At 24.9% G+C, this 15,611-nt stretch carries 15 protein-coding genes and 2 pseudogenes; 10 read left to right on the top strand and 7 right to left on the bottom strand.

Annotated features, from left to right (window positions below):
- Positions 1-142: 142 nt before the first annotated feature.
- The 4 genes and pseudogenes from H7686_RS01400 to H7686_RS01385 all read right to left on the bottom strand — a co-directional run bounded on the left by H7686_RS01400 (position 143) and on the right by H7686_RS01385 (position 3,128).
- Positions 143-1,081: pseudogene (locus tag H7686_RS01400) on the bottom strand (IS3 family transposase).
- A 676-nt stretch (positions 1,082-1,757) separates the two neighbouring features.
- Positions 1,758-1,949: a DNA adenine methylase gene (locus H7686_RS01395; RefSeq protein ID WP_249175837.1), complete on the bottom strand. Its 192-nt coding sequence runs from the start codon at positions 1,947-1,949 to the stop codon at positions 1,758-1,760.
- Positions 1,950-2,160: 211 nt separating this feature from the next.
- Positions 2,161-2,505: a single-stranded DNA-binding protein gene (locus H7686_RS01390; RefSeq protein WP_193621946.1), complete on the bottom strand. Its 345-nt coding sequence runs from the start codon at positions 2,503-2,505 to the stop codon at positions 2,161-2,163.
- Positions 2,505-3,128, bottom strand: coding sequence for a sigma-70 family RNA polymerase sigma factor (locus tag H7686_RS01385; RefSeq protein WP_193621945.1), 624 nt, complete (start codon positions 3,126-3,128; stop codon positions 2,505-2,507). The genes H7686_RS01390 and H7686_RS01385 overlap by 1 nt, the downstream gene beginning before the upstream one ends.
- A 116-nt stretch (positions 3,129-3,244) precedes the next feature.
- Between H7686_RS01385 and H7686_RS01380 the strand changes: the two genes are divergently transcribed.
- Positions 3,245-3,508, top strand: a complete 264-nt coding sequence (locus H7686_RS01380) for a hypothetical protein (protein WP_320411923.1) — start codon at positions 3,245-3,247, stop codon at positions 3,506-3,508.
- On the opposite strand, the gene H7686_RS01375 is transcribed toward H7686_RS01380, so the two are convergent.
- Positions 3,509-3,658: a hypothetical protein gene (locus H7686_RS01375; protein WP_193621944.1), complete on the bottom strand. Its 150-nt coding sequence runs from the start codon at positions 3,656-3,658 to the stop codon at positions 3,509-3,511. It abuts the gene before it with no gap.
- Positions 3,659-3,707: 49 nt separating this feature from the next.
- Between H7686_RS01375 and H7686_RS01370 the strand changes: the two genes are divergently transcribed.
- The 4 genes from H7686_RS01370 (at position 3,708) to H7686_RS01355 (ending at position 5,552) form a co-directional block, all read left to right on the top strand.
- A complete protein-coding gene (locus H7686_RS01370; protein ID WP_249175836.1) occupies positions 3,708-3,887 on the top strand; it encodes a hypothetical protein in 180 nt (59 codons plus the stop codon).
- A gap of 3 nt (positions 3,888-3,890) precedes the next feature.
- Entirely contained in the window at positions 3,891-4,139 is a 249-nt protein-coding gene (locus H7686_RS01365) for a hypothetical protein (protein WP_249175835.1), read from the top strand.
- A 121-nt stretch (positions 4,140-4,260) separates the two neighbouring features.
- Positions 4,261-4,992 (top strand): effector, encoded by a 732-nt coding sequence (locus H7686_RS01360; protein WP_193621943.1) that lies wholly within the window; start codon positions 4,261-4,263, stop codon positions 4,990-4,992.
- 38 nt (positions 4,993-5,030) lie between these two features.
- Entirely contained in the window at positions 5,031-5,552 is a 522-nt protein-coding gene (locus tag H7686_RS01355; RefSeq protein WP_193621942.1) for an SVM family protein, read from the top strand.
- A gap of 191 nt (positions 5,553-5,743) precedes the next feature.
- Here the strand turns inward: H7686_RS01355 and H7686_RS01350 are convergent.
- Positions 5,744-7,045 (bottom strand): annotated as a pseudogene (locus tag H7686_RS01350) (reverse transcriptase domain-containing protein); the annotation flags it as partial.
- Between the two features lie 427 nt (positions 7,046-7,472).
- Between H7686_RS01350 and H7686_RS01345 the strand changes: the two are divergent.
- The 5 genes from H7686_RS01345 (at position 7,473) to H7686_RS01325 (ending at position 13,466) form a co-directional block, all read left to right on the top strand.
- Complete coding sequence (locus tag H7686_RS01345; RefSeq protein ID WP_193621940.1) at positions 7,473-7,874, top strand: SVM family protein; 402 nt, start codon at positions 7,473-7,475, stop codon at positions 7,872-7,874.
- Positions 7,875-10,350: 2,476 nt separating this feature from the next.
- On the top strand, positions 10,351-10,560 hold the full coding sequence (locus H7686_RS01340; protein ID WP_193621939.1) for a hypothetical protein: 210 nt from the start codon (positions 10,351-10,353) through the stop codon (positions 10,558-10,560).
- Positions 10,561-11,188: 628 nt separating this feature from the next.
- Complete coding sequence (locus H7686_RS01335; protein WP_193621938.1) at positions 11,189-11,398, top strand: hypothetical protein; 210 nt, start codon at positions 11,189-11,191, stop codon at positions 11,396-11,398.
- Positions 11,399-12,664: 1,266 nt separating this feature from the next.
- On the top strand, positions 12,665-12,877 hold the full coding sequence (locus tag H7686_RS01330) for a hypothetical protein (RefSeq protein ID WP_304515055.1): 213 nt from the start codon (positions 12,665-12,667) through the stop codon (positions 12,875-12,877).
- Positions 12,878-12,899: 22 nt separating this feature from the next.
- Entirely contained in the window at positions 12,900-13,466 is a 567-nt protein-coding gene (locus H7686_RS01325) for an SVM family protein (RefSeq protein WP_193622078.1), read from the top strand.
- Between the two features lie 1,163 nt (positions 13,467-14,629).
- On the opposite strand, the gene H7686_RS01320 is transcribed toward H7686_RS01325, so the two are convergent.
- On the bottom strand, positions 14,630-14,863 hold the full coding sequence (locus H7686_RS01320) for a hypothetical protein (protein ID WP_193622079.1): 234 nt from the start codon (positions 14,861-14,863) through the stop codon (positions 14,630-14,632).
- Between the last annotated feature and the right edge of the window lie 748 nt (positions 14,864-15,611).

The raw sequence follows: 15,611 nt of genomic DNA, 5'->3' as shown, positions 1-15,611 counted from the left end.
CTCACTATATAGTTAACTAAAAAAAGAGAAAAACCTGATAACAAAATGAAAAGAAAATGATATTTGCTATCAATTTAACTTTTTTCTTTAAAAAAAGCGCACTAAAGTAACCTTTTTCAGGTTAGCTTAGGCCGTTCAAAAATTAGCTGCGATTTTGCGCATATTGGATTGGCGTGGCATAGTTTAATTTCCTTAAAATCCACTGCGTATTCCAAAATTGGGGAAATTGATTAATTATTTTTTTCATGCTATTAGGAGATTTTTCTAATAAAAAAGGCTGTTGCTGTTGTAAAATCGTTTTCATTTGACCAAAAAAGTTTTCAATTACAGCATTATCGCGGGGGTTAGCTTTTCACGACATACTGATTAAAAACCCTTTTTTTCTTAAAGTTTGTTGGACTTTTTTGGTTTGATAAACTGTTCCTTGATCGGAATGCATGATATAAGGGGCTTTTAATTGGGGGAGTTTTTTAATTGTCTTTAAAACTAAATCTTGATTTTGTTGATTGGAAACATTTGAAGCGATTATTTGATTATTAAAAGCATCAATAATAAAAGAAAAATAAAGAAATCCTTGCTTTGTTTTAAAATAAGTAATATCTGTAAAAAGTTTTTGGAGCGGTTTAGTAGTCATAAAATCTTGATTGATTAAATTAGGAATAATTTGAAGATTATTTTTTAAATTACAATAAGTAAAATTTTTTTTCATTCTTAACCGACACCGAATGTCATTTTTTTTCATAATGGTAGAAACTTTTTTCTTACTAATTTTCTCGTTAAAAGTTTTTTGGTATAAATCGGTGATTTTGCGATGCCCATAAAAATATTGATAGTTTAAACATAAAGCTTTAATTCGTTTTTGTTGTAACAAATATTGTTCTTCTTTTTCCTTTAGTTTATTTTGGACTTTTAACCAATAATAATAAGTACTTCGGTTAATTTGGATGGTTTGTAAAATGGTGGTTAAATTGAGAGTTTGTTGGAATTGGTTAACCAAATAAAAAACCATCTTTTTATCAATTTTTTTAATTTTTTCCATCATTTTTTGTAATAATTCGATTTTTTGTTTTAATTTTTGCATCTTAAGACCAATTATCTTTACCAATTATTTTTAAATATATCCTCTATTATAACTCGGAAAGATTTTTTAAGTGCTTCAGTTTATTCATCTTTTGTTAATACAAAATAGCAATCCTTGGCGAGGTTATTAACTTAAAAATTAAAATTAAATCGATGATTTCAATAAATTAAAAACACAATTACCTTATATACATATCTCTAACAATCCTTGGCAAGGCTATTAAATTAAAAACAAAATTGTTGTTTCCAAAAGCAATTTTATGATATCGATAACAATAATGATTAAGAATGATGATGCGATAATATCAAATATCGAGTATCATTATCATTATCGATATAAAATATCAAGTATCATTCATTTGAGAAGCTAATGTTGAACTAGGTTATTTAAAGAGAGAAATTGTCATAAAAGTGTCAGTAAAGTTTCAGTGAAGTGTCAGTAAAGTGTCATTGAAGTGTCATAAAAATGTCATTTTTTGTTTTTAGGAAGGTATTTATATTTAGGATGTAACTTTTTCACTCGATAACCTTGTGGAGCTTTAGTCAAAAAAGATTGGATAAATTTTAAATCTTCTTGACGATAATAAATAATATTTAAACCTTTCTTTTTGTTGATTGTGATATTGGTAAAGATAATTTTCTATCTTTTGGACCTTATGGACAAAATGATCAGGATTTTAGAAACTTTGGCGCCACAGCGTGATTAAGTCGGGATCGTAATCGTTTAAAATTGCTTTGGCTGGTTTTAAATAAAAATAAAGAACCCCACTCCCTAAAAAAGTTTCATAATAAGTTTTAAATAATTCGGGTAAATGGGGAATGATTTGGGGTAAAAGTTTTTGTTTACAACCGATCCGATTAATTTTCATCTGGACGCCATAAATAACCTAAAAAGCAAAGATCGGCAAAGATGCTAATGGTCGCGTTAAATTTTAATCCTAATTCCAAATCAAAAAATAAGATCATCATATTACTCATAATGAAAAATAAATAAGAAATGGTTAATAAAATCGGATAACTTATTTTCACTTTTGGCTCGTTGATTAGTTATTTTTTTGGTTCCTTATTAATTGGTTATGGTTAAAAAGGTAAATGATCTTGTGATTTATTGTCTAAAGGTTTATGATCTAAAAAGATGACATTTTGAAGAATCACTTTCGTCGTGGTTCTTGTTTGGCCTTGGTGATTTTGATATTTTTGGATCGATAAACTCCCTTCAATATATACTTTAGAACCTTTATGTAAATATTGACTCATGTTTTCCGCTAATTTCCGAAAAGCGACACAAGGGATAAATTGGGCTTGTTCTTTGTGATTAACAGCTAATTGAAAATCAATTTTGGAGATTTGTTCGTGATGGCTATTAATATATTGTTTTTCTAAATCATGGCTCAAACGGCCGATTAATTGAACTTTGTTTAACATCATTTATGGCTCTTTCGATATATTTTTTTTAATTTTTTAATAGCGATGTTTTTAATATTTTCGATTTGTCTTAAAGTTAAATTGAGTTGTTCAGCGATTTCGGTATTGGTATAACAGCTTTGGTAATTTTCATGGATATTACCTAAAGGAATCCCAAAACTTAAATGAATAATTTGGAATTCGGTGGCACTCAATTTCTTTTTCATTTTTTTTAAAAAAAGTTCGTGATGCACTTGTTTTAACCAGTGTTGATGGGGATTAAGGTTATTTATGGAAGATGGCAAATAAACTTTTTCTTGTAAAGACAAATTATTTGATTTATGTTTTTTTTGAGGAATTGCAGGCGAATGACTTTTTCTAATTAGTTCGCTGATTTCAAATTTAATAACAGGAGTAGCATAGGTAATAAATTCAAAACCTAAATCTATGTAATTATCGAGGGCTTTCATTAAGCCTAAAATCCCTTCTTGTTCTAAATCGGCGCGGGTTAAACAACGCGGATAATATTTAAATTGATAAACTGGTTTTTTAACTAAAGGTAGACGAAGTTCAATTAATTGATCTCGTATTGCTAAATTCTTTTTATTTTTTAAAAATTCTTTAAATAATTCTTGTCTTAACATGCAATTCCTTTCTAAAAATATTTTTAGAAAAGACAGGAAATTATTTTTTTTAGTCTTAGAAATAAAAAAAAGACTAACTTAATAGTTAGTCTTCAAGAGTTTTTAAAAAATAAAAAGTGTCTAAAGTTTGGGAACACCTCACAACTACTTACGAACTTTATCAATTTTATCGTGAAGAAACCAAAATCCCTAATCCGCCTCAACCATTAACCCAACAAATAAAAAATCCTCTAACCCTTAACTTACCAACTAATATGAAAGACGGAGAAACAACGATAACTAATCATGATGAAGCGAAAGAAGCGATAAATCCAGCAGAAAAAACTCAAGAACAAACAAATCCAGAAGAAAGTGAAACTGGTAACTTGAACAATCTCTGATCAGGGTTCAGTTGATAAACCAACAACTGAACCTACCTTTCTTCCCCAAGAACAACTCCAACAAACACCACTCCTTGGCGAGGAATTCAAAGAAACTAAAAAAACAACTGAAACGCAATAATTAACTCCTGAAGAAACGATAAAAGCCAAAAACTTATTAGAAATTCAACTCCAACAAGAAAAAATTAATAGTTTAACTTTGGAAACTCAAAAAGCCAATTTAGAACACGATTTAACCCAAAAACAAGCCGAATTAGAAAACAACCAAAAACTATCGGAACAAGAAAAAGAAACTCTCCGACAAGAAATTAATCATCAAACTAACCAAATTCGTGCGAAAGAAAACGAAATCGCTTTAGAAAACGCCTCTGGTAAATAAACGATGTATTTACTTGAAGAAAACGCCGAACTCCGTCACGAAATTAATAAACTTAAAGAACAAATTAAAGACGACAAAAAATCCCATGAAGCCACTAAAGTAGAATTAAAAGGAAAAAATGATAGATTAATTGAAAAAACAAAAAATTTTAAAGAACTTGATGAAAAAATCAAAGTTCCAGAAAAAACCTATAGTAACACCATTCAACCTTTAAAAAAACTGTTTTCAAGAAGATATAAGACAAAGAGCTAAAAGTGTAAAAGAAAAAGTCGATAAAGTAACTTCTTGGTTTTCAAAATTGTTTTAATGAAAATTAAAAAAGAAAATATGTTAGAATGTTGGCATGTTATAAATTATCCAAAAGGAAATGATCATGTTTATTATTATTAAAAAATCATTAAATGGTTTTTTGATCATATTAGGATTATTATCATGTTTATTGATCGGTTTTTTGGTTTTAACCGAAATGAACATTATCAAATTACCCGAAACCAAAACAGAAATCCCTAGTATTAAAGAAACTAAATTTGAAAATGTAGAAGAATGGTATGATGATGATAAAAAATGTCTTATGATTAAAGCTAAATATACTTTTGATGGCTTTAATGGTATCGGTTATTATCAACAACAACTCGCTAACAAAGCAAATATCGGAGCTTTCGAATTCATGAAAATTCAAGATCGCCTCAAAACCCAAAAAGAACCTACTAACCTTGCTAACTACATTAAAGAAGGTTACCCTTTCGACCGCTGGAATAACCGCGGACTTGATTATAAAAGAACCTCAATTAATGGTTTTGAATTTTCTAGTTTCGATACAGCAGATGACAGTTATTTAGATATTTATATCGAAATCGAAAAACAATTCCATAAAGATTCATACGGTAACTGTTTAATTATTAAATATAATGGTCCGAAATACTTAATAGAAACCGACAAAGACTATTATCTTGGTGACGCTCATGTTTCTAATGCCGATTTTAATTTAACCGATTTCCATCTCCACTTCAATCCTGTTCGTAAAAATTTATCCCTTTATCAAGATAAACATAATCATGATAAAGCCCGAGAAGCCGCATATAATAAAAGAACCAGCGATGACTAGTGATAAAAAAAGAATAAAAATAAAAGGAGTTTTAATTAATGATTAAATTACAAAATCAATTTAAAATAATAGGTTTTTACTTATTTGTTTTATTAGGATTGTTATTAATAACTAATAATCATAAAATTATGGGAATGGGTAATAATAATTCATCAAATGAACTTAATGAATTAAACGAAAAATTAAATAAATTATTAGAAGAACAAGAACAAAATATAGCTAAAATTATAAATATTGAATATCATGAAGAAATAATGTTAGAATCTTTTAATAATAAAATTCGTTTAAATCATGAAGCTATTAATGAAGTTAAAGGACGTATTCATACTTTAACCGAAAGAAACATAATTGATGAACAAATGAATAATTTTATTGATAAACGTAACGATACAATTATTCGAATATTAAATTCTAACGGTAATGTTCAAATTCAAACTATTTTAGAACTTATACATCTAAATAGACAAGTTGGTTGTTTAAATAGAAGAGAACAAAGATTAAATAATTTTTTAAAAATTTATCAAAAAGATAACCAAAATAATGCATCTACTAGTTATTAATAATTAATAAAATTATCTAAAGAATAATTTAATAATAAACATTTACTATTTGAATTAAAAGATCCTTTTCAGGGTCTTTTTTTATTTAACAACACACAAACCCTCTGAAAGGAAATAAACCTATGTTCATTAATAAAATCTTACCAATTTTACCAAATAATCTCCTTTTATTTATCATTACCTTATTGTTTATATTCAGCTAGATAGTTTAGATAGGTTAAAACACCGAGATTATTAGCTAAACAAAAGTATTGGATAATTCCTCTAATAATTGTTTTATAGGTCCGAATTATTTCTAATTCGTCTCTATCCGCTAATGTTTTGTCGTGTTTCACCTTCCCTTTCTTTAACCAATTGTATTCGCGTCCATATTCCTTGGCTTTCGCTTGGGGAATTTGGATTTGAACTTTACCGTTTAAGGAATTCTTTGTGGTTTTCCTTATACGAGTTCTATTGGTTGGATTTACCTTTATCATGTAGAATAAAAATCTTATGCCTTTGTTAGCTTTCACAATTTTTGATTTGTCCTTACTAATGGTAAGTTTTAAATCTTGTTCTAGCCATTGCGTTACCAGATTCTTTATTCCTTCGGCTTTATCATACTCGCCTTTAACGCCAATGATAAAATCATCAGCGTAACGGATGTACTCAACTCTTGTCTTCGGGTTTAGGTTGATATACTTATCAACCACCAGTTTGTGGTGTTGGTTTTTACGCCATGCTTTCCCATATTCTGGGTTTCCTTTCTTAATTGGTTTTCCTTCTTTAATCAGTTCCTCCGTTTTCAGGTCCATGTAATGTAAATATACATTCGCCAACAAAGGGGAAATAATTCCTCCTTGAGGAGAACCTGATAAGGATTCGTATTTGATTCCATCTTTCATGAAGCCAGCCCTTAGCCATTTGTTAATGGTTGAGAGAGTTTTACTCTTTTTAATGAACCGATTTAAGGTTCTCATGAGAATTTCATGATTGATGGTATCAAAGTAACCTTTTAAGTCAATTTTGACAATGTAGTCAATCCCTTTAAATCTTTGTTTAACCCGCTTGATAGCGTCATGACAAGATTTTTTGGTTCTAAATCCAAAGTTCCATTCCGAAAAGATATTTTCAAAATAGGGAGCTAAGAGTTGTTCCAAGCATTTTTGTATCAACCGATCTTTGATGGTTGGTAATCCCAAGGGTCTAGTTCCTTTGTTATCACTAGGAATGAGAATTCTTTTAACTGGTTTCAGGTTATAACCATTATTAACGTACTCCTGATGGTATTTTTCTAGTCTCTCTAGATTAATTCCATTAATGGTTTCATTGTCAATACCTAGCGTGCCCGCTCCTTTGTTAGCAGCGATTCCGTTGAATGCTGTTAACGTGTTATAGAAATTATTCATTCCTTGTTGCAGCTCTTTTTTTAAATAGTAACCATTTGATGAACGATATTGAATTTTATCCAGTGTTCGCGAAAGTTTAGTTTCTAGTGAAACAGTTGTTGACATAGTATATCAACTCCTTCCTCGATGCCATTGAATAAATAGTAAATTACTTTCTTCTTTAGCCCTATAAGAGTCGTTAACTCTCTTCTTGGTAAGCCGATTAACTAAATTATTCCAAATTTAGGTTTATCCTTGCGATTAATAAAAAGATTCACAAATTAGTTTATTATATCTTTTTATGTATATTTCAATAGTTTTGCGTTTTTTTCTAATAATTTTTATTTATATTTAATTTTGATCAATTTTACTATGAATATTTTTTTGATTTTTTACGAAATATTTTGGTTAATTTCAGATTTTTTTCTTTTATTTGAATGTATTTTTGTTCTAATTTGAAAATTTCTTTTTGCATTCTCTAAATTTGAATTAGGTTTTTTTCTTAAATTATATTAAAATTTAAGTAATAAAAACGAAAGGGAATTTCATTAATATGTTTAAATTACAAAATAAATTAAAAATAATAATTATTTATTTGTTTATTTTTTTTGGATTATTTTTGATAAATAATAATCAAGTTATGGCTACAGAAAATAACAATTCATTAGATTTAATGACATCGGAACATTTGAGTATCATAAACGACAATATTTGGCATTTTTCGGTAAGAAAACAAAAATTATTTATATTGTCATCATCTTGTAAAGAACCGAAAACCAAATCTATATTAAATAAAAGATATTTTTGTTGCATAAATCTTATTAAAAATCTAGAAGAACAAAGAAATTTAATTATAAATAGAGGTTATTATAATAATCCAATTTTAATTCAATTAATAAATCAATTAATAAATGATTTTAATCAACAATTACTTCAATTAAATAGAAATTGCTAAAATAATAAATAATAAAAAAATTCAATTAAATAAATAAATTTATAAAATATTTTTAATAAATTTCTATTTATATCTTGTTGAAACTAATTTCTTTTTTAAAAAAATTCTTATCAAAGTTTAAAAAAACCCCCTTTAAGAGGTTTTTTATTTAATACACATTAATACTTAATATTTAGTATTATCGTATTATCATTTTTGATCATTATTAATTATCAATATCATAAAATTATTTTGTAATAACAATTTATTTTAATTTATGTTAATTATTAAATTAAATTTAATTTTTAAATTAATAGCCTTTCCGATGATTGCCATATGTGGTTTATTAAAAAATGAATAAACTGAAACACTTAAAAAATTTTTCCGGATTATAATGGTTAATATATTTAAAAATAATTGCTAAAAATAATTGGTCTTAAGATACAAAAATTAAAACAAAAATCAAATTATTACAAAAAAATAACGGAAAAACTTAAAAAAATTGATAAAAAAAATAGTTTTTCATTTAGTGAACCAATTTTAACAAAATCTTAATTTAATCACCATTTCAAAAACAATCGGAATTAACCAAAGTAATTATTATTGATTAAAATTCAAAAATAACCTCGAATAAAAAACAATACCTGTTACAATAAAAAAAATTAAATCTTCATGTTTCTATTATCAATATTTTTTTAGATATCATAAAATCAACAATTTATACCCGAAAACTTTTAACAAAAAGATTACTAAGAAAAAAGTTTATACCATTATGAAAAAAAATGATATTCGTTATCGGTTAAAAATTAAAAAAATTTTAATTACTATAATTTAAAAAATAATCTCCTAATTATTCTTAATTTCATCAATCAAGAATTTATGACTACCAAACCTTTTCAAAAAAACTCTTTACAGATATTGCTTATTTTAAAACTAATCAAGGTTTTCTTCTTATATTATCGATGCTTTTAACAACTAAATTATCACTTTTCATTTTTACCATAAATAAAATAAAGATTTAGTTTTAAAGACAATTAAAAAACTCTCTCCAATTAAAGCACCTTGTATCATGCAAACAGATCATGGAGCAGTTTATCAAACCCACAAAGTTCAACAAACTTTAAATAAAAAAGGTTTTTTTAATCAGTATGTCTCGAAAAACTAATCCCCGTGATAATGCCGTTATTGAAAACTTTTTAAACAAAATAAAAATGATCCTATAATAGTAACATTCTTTTTTTATGATAAAAATCTCCTGATAGAATAACAAAAATAATCAATCCATTTCCCCAATTTTGGAATATGCAATGGATTTAAAGCAATTAAACTATGCTACCCCAACTCAATATGTTTAAAATCTAAAATAAATTTTTAATTGTATTAACATAAAATAAGCTAAACTGAAGAAAAAAATATTTTTTGAAACAAAAGAATTATAAAAAAGTTTAGAGACTTTTTTTAAATAAAAAAAAATATTTCTTTGGTTTGAAAAGATATTAAATTATCAACTTATTTTTAGTCTTAAAGCACAATTTTTAAATCAAAAATTGTCTAAAAAAGGAAAATTTAATTTTTATTGATAATTTATCTATTTGTGATTTTAAAACTTTCAATTTTTTTGATTAATAATTGAATGAATAATATTTGAGAAGAATTTGTTGTTTTTGAATTCTGAATAAATTTGACCATCATAAACTCAATTATATTCCTGTTTATGCTTCGATATTAAAAATAACAAATATAAATAAAAATTAAATATTATATTTAGTTTTATTTTTTATTGAATTTAATTTTATATTTTTAAAAAAATTTCTAATTGAATAATATATCAATGGGTTTATTGATTTTTTTATTAATATTTAAAAATTTTCAACCAATAAGATTGGTTTTGTTTAAAGAATATTCTATTTTTTTAAAATTTAATCATTATCAATTTTTTTATATTTTAATTTAATTAAATTGATAACAACTTTAATCGGTTTATAATAATAAAAATAAATTTATAACCTTTATTTTAATAATATAAAATTTTATAAAATTTTAAATTACAATACATCTATATTATGTAATTTAAAATTAAAAATAATAAATGATAATTATGTGATATTAATTATTGTAATTTATTTTTTAATTTTAAAAATTATATTTTTATTTATTATTTTTTTATAAAGTTAATTTTACCTTAATTTGGATCAAAAATAAGTAAATGATTAATGCGTTGATGAGTTATTTTTATATGAAATTGACAAATATAATTATTTAACTAAATTTAGTTATTAATATCTAAATTTTTGATTTTTTATATAAAATTATTAATTTTAATATCTTATGAAAAACATATTATAACGGAATTATTTAAAATTTTAAAATTAATTTTTTTATTTTTTGGATTTGATAATTTATATTAAAAAATTTTAATTTTTTTCAACAATAATGGTATTTTATTTGATAAAATTTTATCGGAAATAAATTGTTTTTTCAAAAAAGGAGGTTAAAAATGAATTTTAATATTAAAAAAAACAAATTATTGAATATTTTTGTAATTTTTTGGATATTTTTATTTTGTGTATTGCACATGAATATGAAAAATAATCAAGTTTTTGCTATAAAATTTATACATCCGAACAGTATTTCGAAAATAGAAACAATAAGAAAAATAATCGTTTTGAAGTGGGCGCCAAAGATGCCTAAATTTCGCGCTATCTAACCAATAGCCAGGGCTGATAAACCCTGAAAGGAGATGGTCGGTCTAGCAAACGAAAGAATGTCAGATTACAGCAGACCATAAAAGCGAGTTGCGACGAAAGCAAATTAGTCAAGAAGATTCCGCCACCAAATAATTCCATGGAGAAGCCTGCAATGGCCTAAGAAGGAAAATTGAAGTAATTGACAAACCTGTTTCGAAAGTTGCTTAAACGGACAGTCCAGAGTCTACTAATACATAACTTCGGTATTGAGTAGTTTATCAGATAAAGAAAACCTGGAATCAACCTCCTATAGAGGATACTTCCCCTAAAGAATTAAGGTAGAAATTTAGAGTAACTTGGAGAATCCTAAAACTAAGTAATTAAGTTTACTAATCTGGAAATAAAAGTCCGGATGGTCAAGGATAAAGAATCTTTTTAGTAGTCGTAAGGGTAAACCTAAATTTGGAATAATTTAGTTAATCGGCTTACCGAGAAAAGAGTTAACTGCTCTTATAGGGCGAAAGAAGAAAGTAATTTACTATTTATTCAGTGGCATCAAGAAAGGGGTTGATATTATGTCAACAACAGTTTCACCAGAAACTAAACTTTCGCGAACACGGGATAAAATTCAATATTGTTCTATAAAAAATGTCTGAAACAACTCTAATTGACCTCTTAAAAGCGGAACGTTGTGAAAATTGCGACAAAACAACCCCACTGCAAATTCATCACATTGGGATGATTCGTAACGCGCATCGCCACAGGGTCAGGAATAAAAGAACAAAAGTATTGTGTCAAGATTGTCATCAGAAGATAACTAATCAACAAATAAACGATATTAGAAAACAAGAACAATAAGAATTAAATAGCTAATCAACCGTGAGGGAAAATTAGTTCTCGAGAGAGAGTGAATTAGGGAAAGCCGGATGCTTGGAAACTTGCTTGTCCGGTTTGGACGGGGGCTGATTGTAAATAAAACAGCAAAGATAAATCGCTGCATAAAACGCAATTAATCTATCCGTATTAAACGATGAGATTCAAAAACATGAATCAATAACCCTACAAAATATAAAAAATTTCCAAATAACTCAACAAAAAACTTTATTGAATTCAGAAAATTCAAAAATAAAAAAATATGATTTTCTAAATCATTTATTATCTATAAAAATAGAATAAAATAATATTATAAATAAAAATTTTTTATAAAAAAATATTTATTTCATCAAATTTAAAAATTTTTGAATCTTTTTTCTTAGTAATAATTATATTTTCGTAATATTTTTTTAAATTAAAAAATTTTTTGATAAATTAAAATCAAAAATAAAAGTTATGTTTATTTATCAATAATTTAATGTTTATTGTGTTTATTAAATATAAATTTTCCAAGTATAAAAAATATTAATTATATTGATTATATTATATTTGAAATTAAAATTTACTAATTAAGGCAAATAAATAATTAATTAAATATGAAAAAATAAATTTTATATAGTTTAAAATATTAATTAAAATTTATAAATTAATTAAAATTTTTCGAAAAAAAACAGATTGTTATAATTATCTTAATATTGTTGATAATGGCAATTATCATTAGTTTTTATAAAGAATGGATAATATTGGTAAAGAAACAATATTATCCATTTTTGCAGAAATAACATCTTAAATATTATGGAGAACCAAAAACAAAAATCTTATACTGCCTATTCTAACATTTTCTATTTAAGATGCCTTACTATAAATTTTCAATTAATCAAGAAAGATTTGATAAAATTAAAAATTTTTTTTGATCAAATACTAAGGTAATTATCCTAAAAAAAGAAATTTCAAAAACTTCAAAATTATTTCAAGATAAAAATAATTTAAAAAAAATTAGAAATTAAAAAATGATGAAATAAATATCAAAAAAAGAATAACTAAAACAAAAAATTCCAGTTATGCTCGTGCTTAAAAACGTTTCAAAATATGCTAAATTTTATCAACCGATTATCTAACAAATCATGATTAAATTAATTTTCATCATTATTTTCTTTAAACATTTCTTTCTGAAAGTTATATAATAAGGGTATATTCAAATTTCTAAATTTGATAATAATATTTATTATTATCAGAAAGGTTATGAAATTCGTGAATCAAAAAAAAGATATAAAAAAACATAATTCCATTATTAAATATAAAAAAAATTATGATGAATATCGATCTCAATTAATTTCTCTTTTACTTAAAACAGCAGTTTTAAAACCACAAAAAAGTTTATTAGACAAAGATAAAAAAGAATATCCAAATTCAATTCTTTCGGAACTAAATTCTCTTTATGAAATCGCCTCAGCTGAGGAATAAATAAAAGGAGTTATAAGTTAAAATGATGAAAATAAAAAATAAATTACATCTTTTACCATTTTTTTTAATTAGTTATTTAGGATTATTCTTCTTAATTAATATTAATCCAGTTACGGCAATGAATAATAACGATGATATATCTGAAAATAATTCAATTGTTGATAATCATATAGATGAATATAATGATTTTAAAAACTTATTATTAACCCAAGGTAGAATATCTAAACAATTGATTAATGCTCTTTTTAATCATAGTTCGATAACAGAAATTAATTTTTTATTGAATCAAATACAACAAGTACACCAACAAATAATAACTTATCAACAAAGACAACTAAATAATCAAGAACAAATGTTAAGAAATTTTGATAATATTATGACAAGAGTTCGATTAGAAAGAGAATATTTATTGTTAACACAAGAGATGATTTCGGCCATTAATAATACACCACTTTATGCTTCAGAAGAACAAATAAATATCTTAAGAAATATTCAAACAAGAATAGATCAAACTCAAAGACAAATAAATATTATTAGAAATCAAATACAAAATAACCAAAATCAACCAAACAATCCTAGAAGAAATTAAAAAATTAAAAATTAAAAATTAAATTTTTTTCATCACAAACCAAGACCCTTTTAAGGGTCTTTTTTTATTTAACAACAACACAACTTGGAAAGGAAAATAAAAACCTATGAAAAACCTATGTTTATTAATAAAATCTTACAAGTTTTACCGAATAATCTCCTCTTTTTTATCATCACCTTATTGTTATTATTTCCTACAATCACCATTTATTATGGCATTAAGTTCTATCTTTTAACCGTTAAAGTAAAGTTGCATTGAACCCCATATTTTGCGACAACTTTTAATAATATTAATAATCATCTCGATCGCTATTTAACCCAAAAATATCTTAGCTTTTCTCGTGAACCAAACTTTTTTGAACTGCGCTATTTGTAGAAAGTCAAATTTCCAATAAAAGTTTTACTCAAGACAAAAACCAAAATTATTTTACCTCCTCGCTTATTAGTTAACCAAAAAAATCAAAAAATCGTCTCTAAAATAAATTATTTTTTTCCTTTTAACTAATTTATTTGCCATAAGAATAGCTATCTCAAATAAAGGAAAAAGTTGTGCATGTTAATTCAAAAAAATTGAATTATTGCAAACAGTCATTCTTTATCAACACCCCAATTTATCAAAAATAATATTCCCTTTAGTCAAAGTTTACCGCCAAACTTTAACGATTACCAAGATTTTGAACCTTTTAAAAATCAAAAGGCATCTTTATTATTGGTAAAAAAGTCAAAAAATGCCCCCAAATAATCGGTTCATCAAATAGTAACGACTACACACTAAAAATAAATGTTTTCAAAAACATCTTACTGATCAACCTTGAACCAAAATTTATACTGATTTAATTTTTTTTAAGACTAAACAAGGATGCTTATGAGTTTAGATGGTTATCATCAACAAAAATTAACTGATTTACATCCTAATTTAAAATCAATTCCAACGACATCTAAAGAACTCCCTGAATGAAAATGTTATTTTATTGTGTTTTTTTAGATGAAAATATTAAAAACATAAACATTATGTTTTGCTTTTTTAATAATTTTAAATTGTTTTAAGCATTTTTTTAATTTCGTTTTGTTTTAGTTTATTAAATAAAAAAACTCCTGAGTAGGGGATTTTTTTTGATTTGTGATTAAAATTTAATTATTTTAAATTATTCTAGGATTATTTAGTTAATTTGGGTTATTGTTAATATTTCTACGAATATTTTGAAATTGAAGATTTATTCCATTTGATCGATTAATTAAAATTGTTATTTCTTCTTCTGAATTATTATTTACAATAGCATTATAAATTTCTTGTATTAAACTTGCTTCTTCTAATAATAAATCATGTAAGTTTTTATATACTCTTATAATTCTTGTTAATGTTTCTATTTTTTGTATATTATCATTGGCTCTTGCCATTACTTTATTATTATTTAGAAAAAATGAATCCTAAAAAAACTAACTAAAAATAATAGCCAATTATTTTTTTAATAACATTATATATTCCTCCTTTTTATTATTTATCAACTCAGGTAATTTCTTAAAGAAAACGGAGTCTCTTTAAGAAATCATTTTTATATTATTTTTTAAGTAATTTTCGTTAGTTAACATAGGAAATTACTTTCTAAATAAAAAAAGACCTTTTTAAGTTTTTTTCTTTTTAATTTTTTTTATTTTTCAATTAACAGTTCCATCAGGTTTAATGGTTTTAATTTTGCCATTATGGTAAGTAATAAAAATAACGATTACCATTTTAGCATTTTTTCTTAATAACTATTGAAATTTGGTAGCTTCTAGATATTTCATAATTTTTTTGATATTTGATAGAATGGGATCAATTCCGTTTAAGATTAACTTCCGAATGTCATGAGAATAATGAGTTAGATAATGTTGATATCCTTGCCTAATAGTTTGAAAAAAGTTAACGTTTTTTGTTCGATGAAATAACTTTGGTGATGAGGTTGGTTTTGTTTTCTTTTTAAACCGCTAATAGGATCGATATCAAGATAAATTAATAAATCAGGTTTTTTTAAGATAGTTTTATGATTAATCTGAAAAATCTTTTTTAACGGTAAAAGTTGTTTCTTTTCCTGGGAAAAAGGAAATAATTAGTAAGTATAAGTTGAAGGTAACCAGCGGTCAAAGATGATTAATCGATTGTTTTTTA

The sequence above is a fragment of the Candidatus Phytoplasma asiaticum genome (genome assembly GCF_015100165.3).
GTDB lineage: Bacteria > Bacillota_I > Bacilli_A > Acholeplasmatales > Acholeplasmataceae > Phytoplasma > Phytoplasma citri.
The sequence above is the reverse complement of the archived record's forward strand: the minus strand, read 5'-3'. Positions and strand labels throughout refer to the sequence as shown.

Excerpts from the sequence above, each read along its gene's own strand:
- H7686_RS01320 (WP_193622079.1), bottom strand. The coding sequence starts at position 14,863 with ATGGCAAGAGCCAATGATAATATACAAAAAATAGAAACATTAACAAGA.
- H7686_RS01355 (WP_193621942.1), top strand. The coding sequence starts at position 5,031 with ATGATTAAATTACAAAATCAATTTAAAATAATAGGTTTTTACTTATTT.
- H7686_RS01345 (WP_193621940.1), top strand. The coding sequence starts at position 7,473 with ATGTTTAAATTACAAAATAAATTAAAAATAATAATTATTTATTTGTTT.
- H7686_RS01385 (WP_193621945.1), bottom strand. The coding sequence starts at position 3,128 with ATGTTAAGACAAGAATTATTTAAAGAATTTTTAAAAAATAAAAAGAAT.
- H7686_RS01360 (WP_193621943.1), top strand. The coding sequence starts at position 4,261 with ATGTTTATTATTATTAAAAAATCATTAAATGGTTTTTTGATCATATTA.
- H7686_RS01335 (WP_193621938.1), top strand. The coding sequence starts at position 11,189 with ATGTCTGAAACAACTCTAATTGACCTCTTAAAAGCGGAACGTTGTGAA.
- H7686_RS01365 (WP_249175835.1), top strand. The coding sequence starts at position 3,891 with ATGTATTTACTTGAAGAAAACGCCGAACTCCGTCACGAAATTAATAAA.
- H7686_RS01395 (WP_249175837.1), bottom strand. The coding sequence starts at position 1,949 with ATGAAAATTAATCGGATCGGTTGTAAACAAAAACTTTTACCCCAAATC.
- H7686_RS01325 (WP_193622078.1), top strand. The coding sequence starts at position 12,900 with ATGATGAAAATAAAAAATAAATTACATCTTTTACCATTTTTTTTAATT.
- H7686_RS01390 (WP_193621946.1), bottom strand. The coding sequence starts at position 2,505 with ATGTTAAACAAAGTTCAATTAATCGGCCGTTTGAGCCATGATTTAGAA.
- H7686_RS01340 (WP_193621939.1), top strand. The coding sequence starts at position 10,351 with ATGAATTTTAATATTAAAAAAAACAAATTATTGAATATTTTTGTAATT.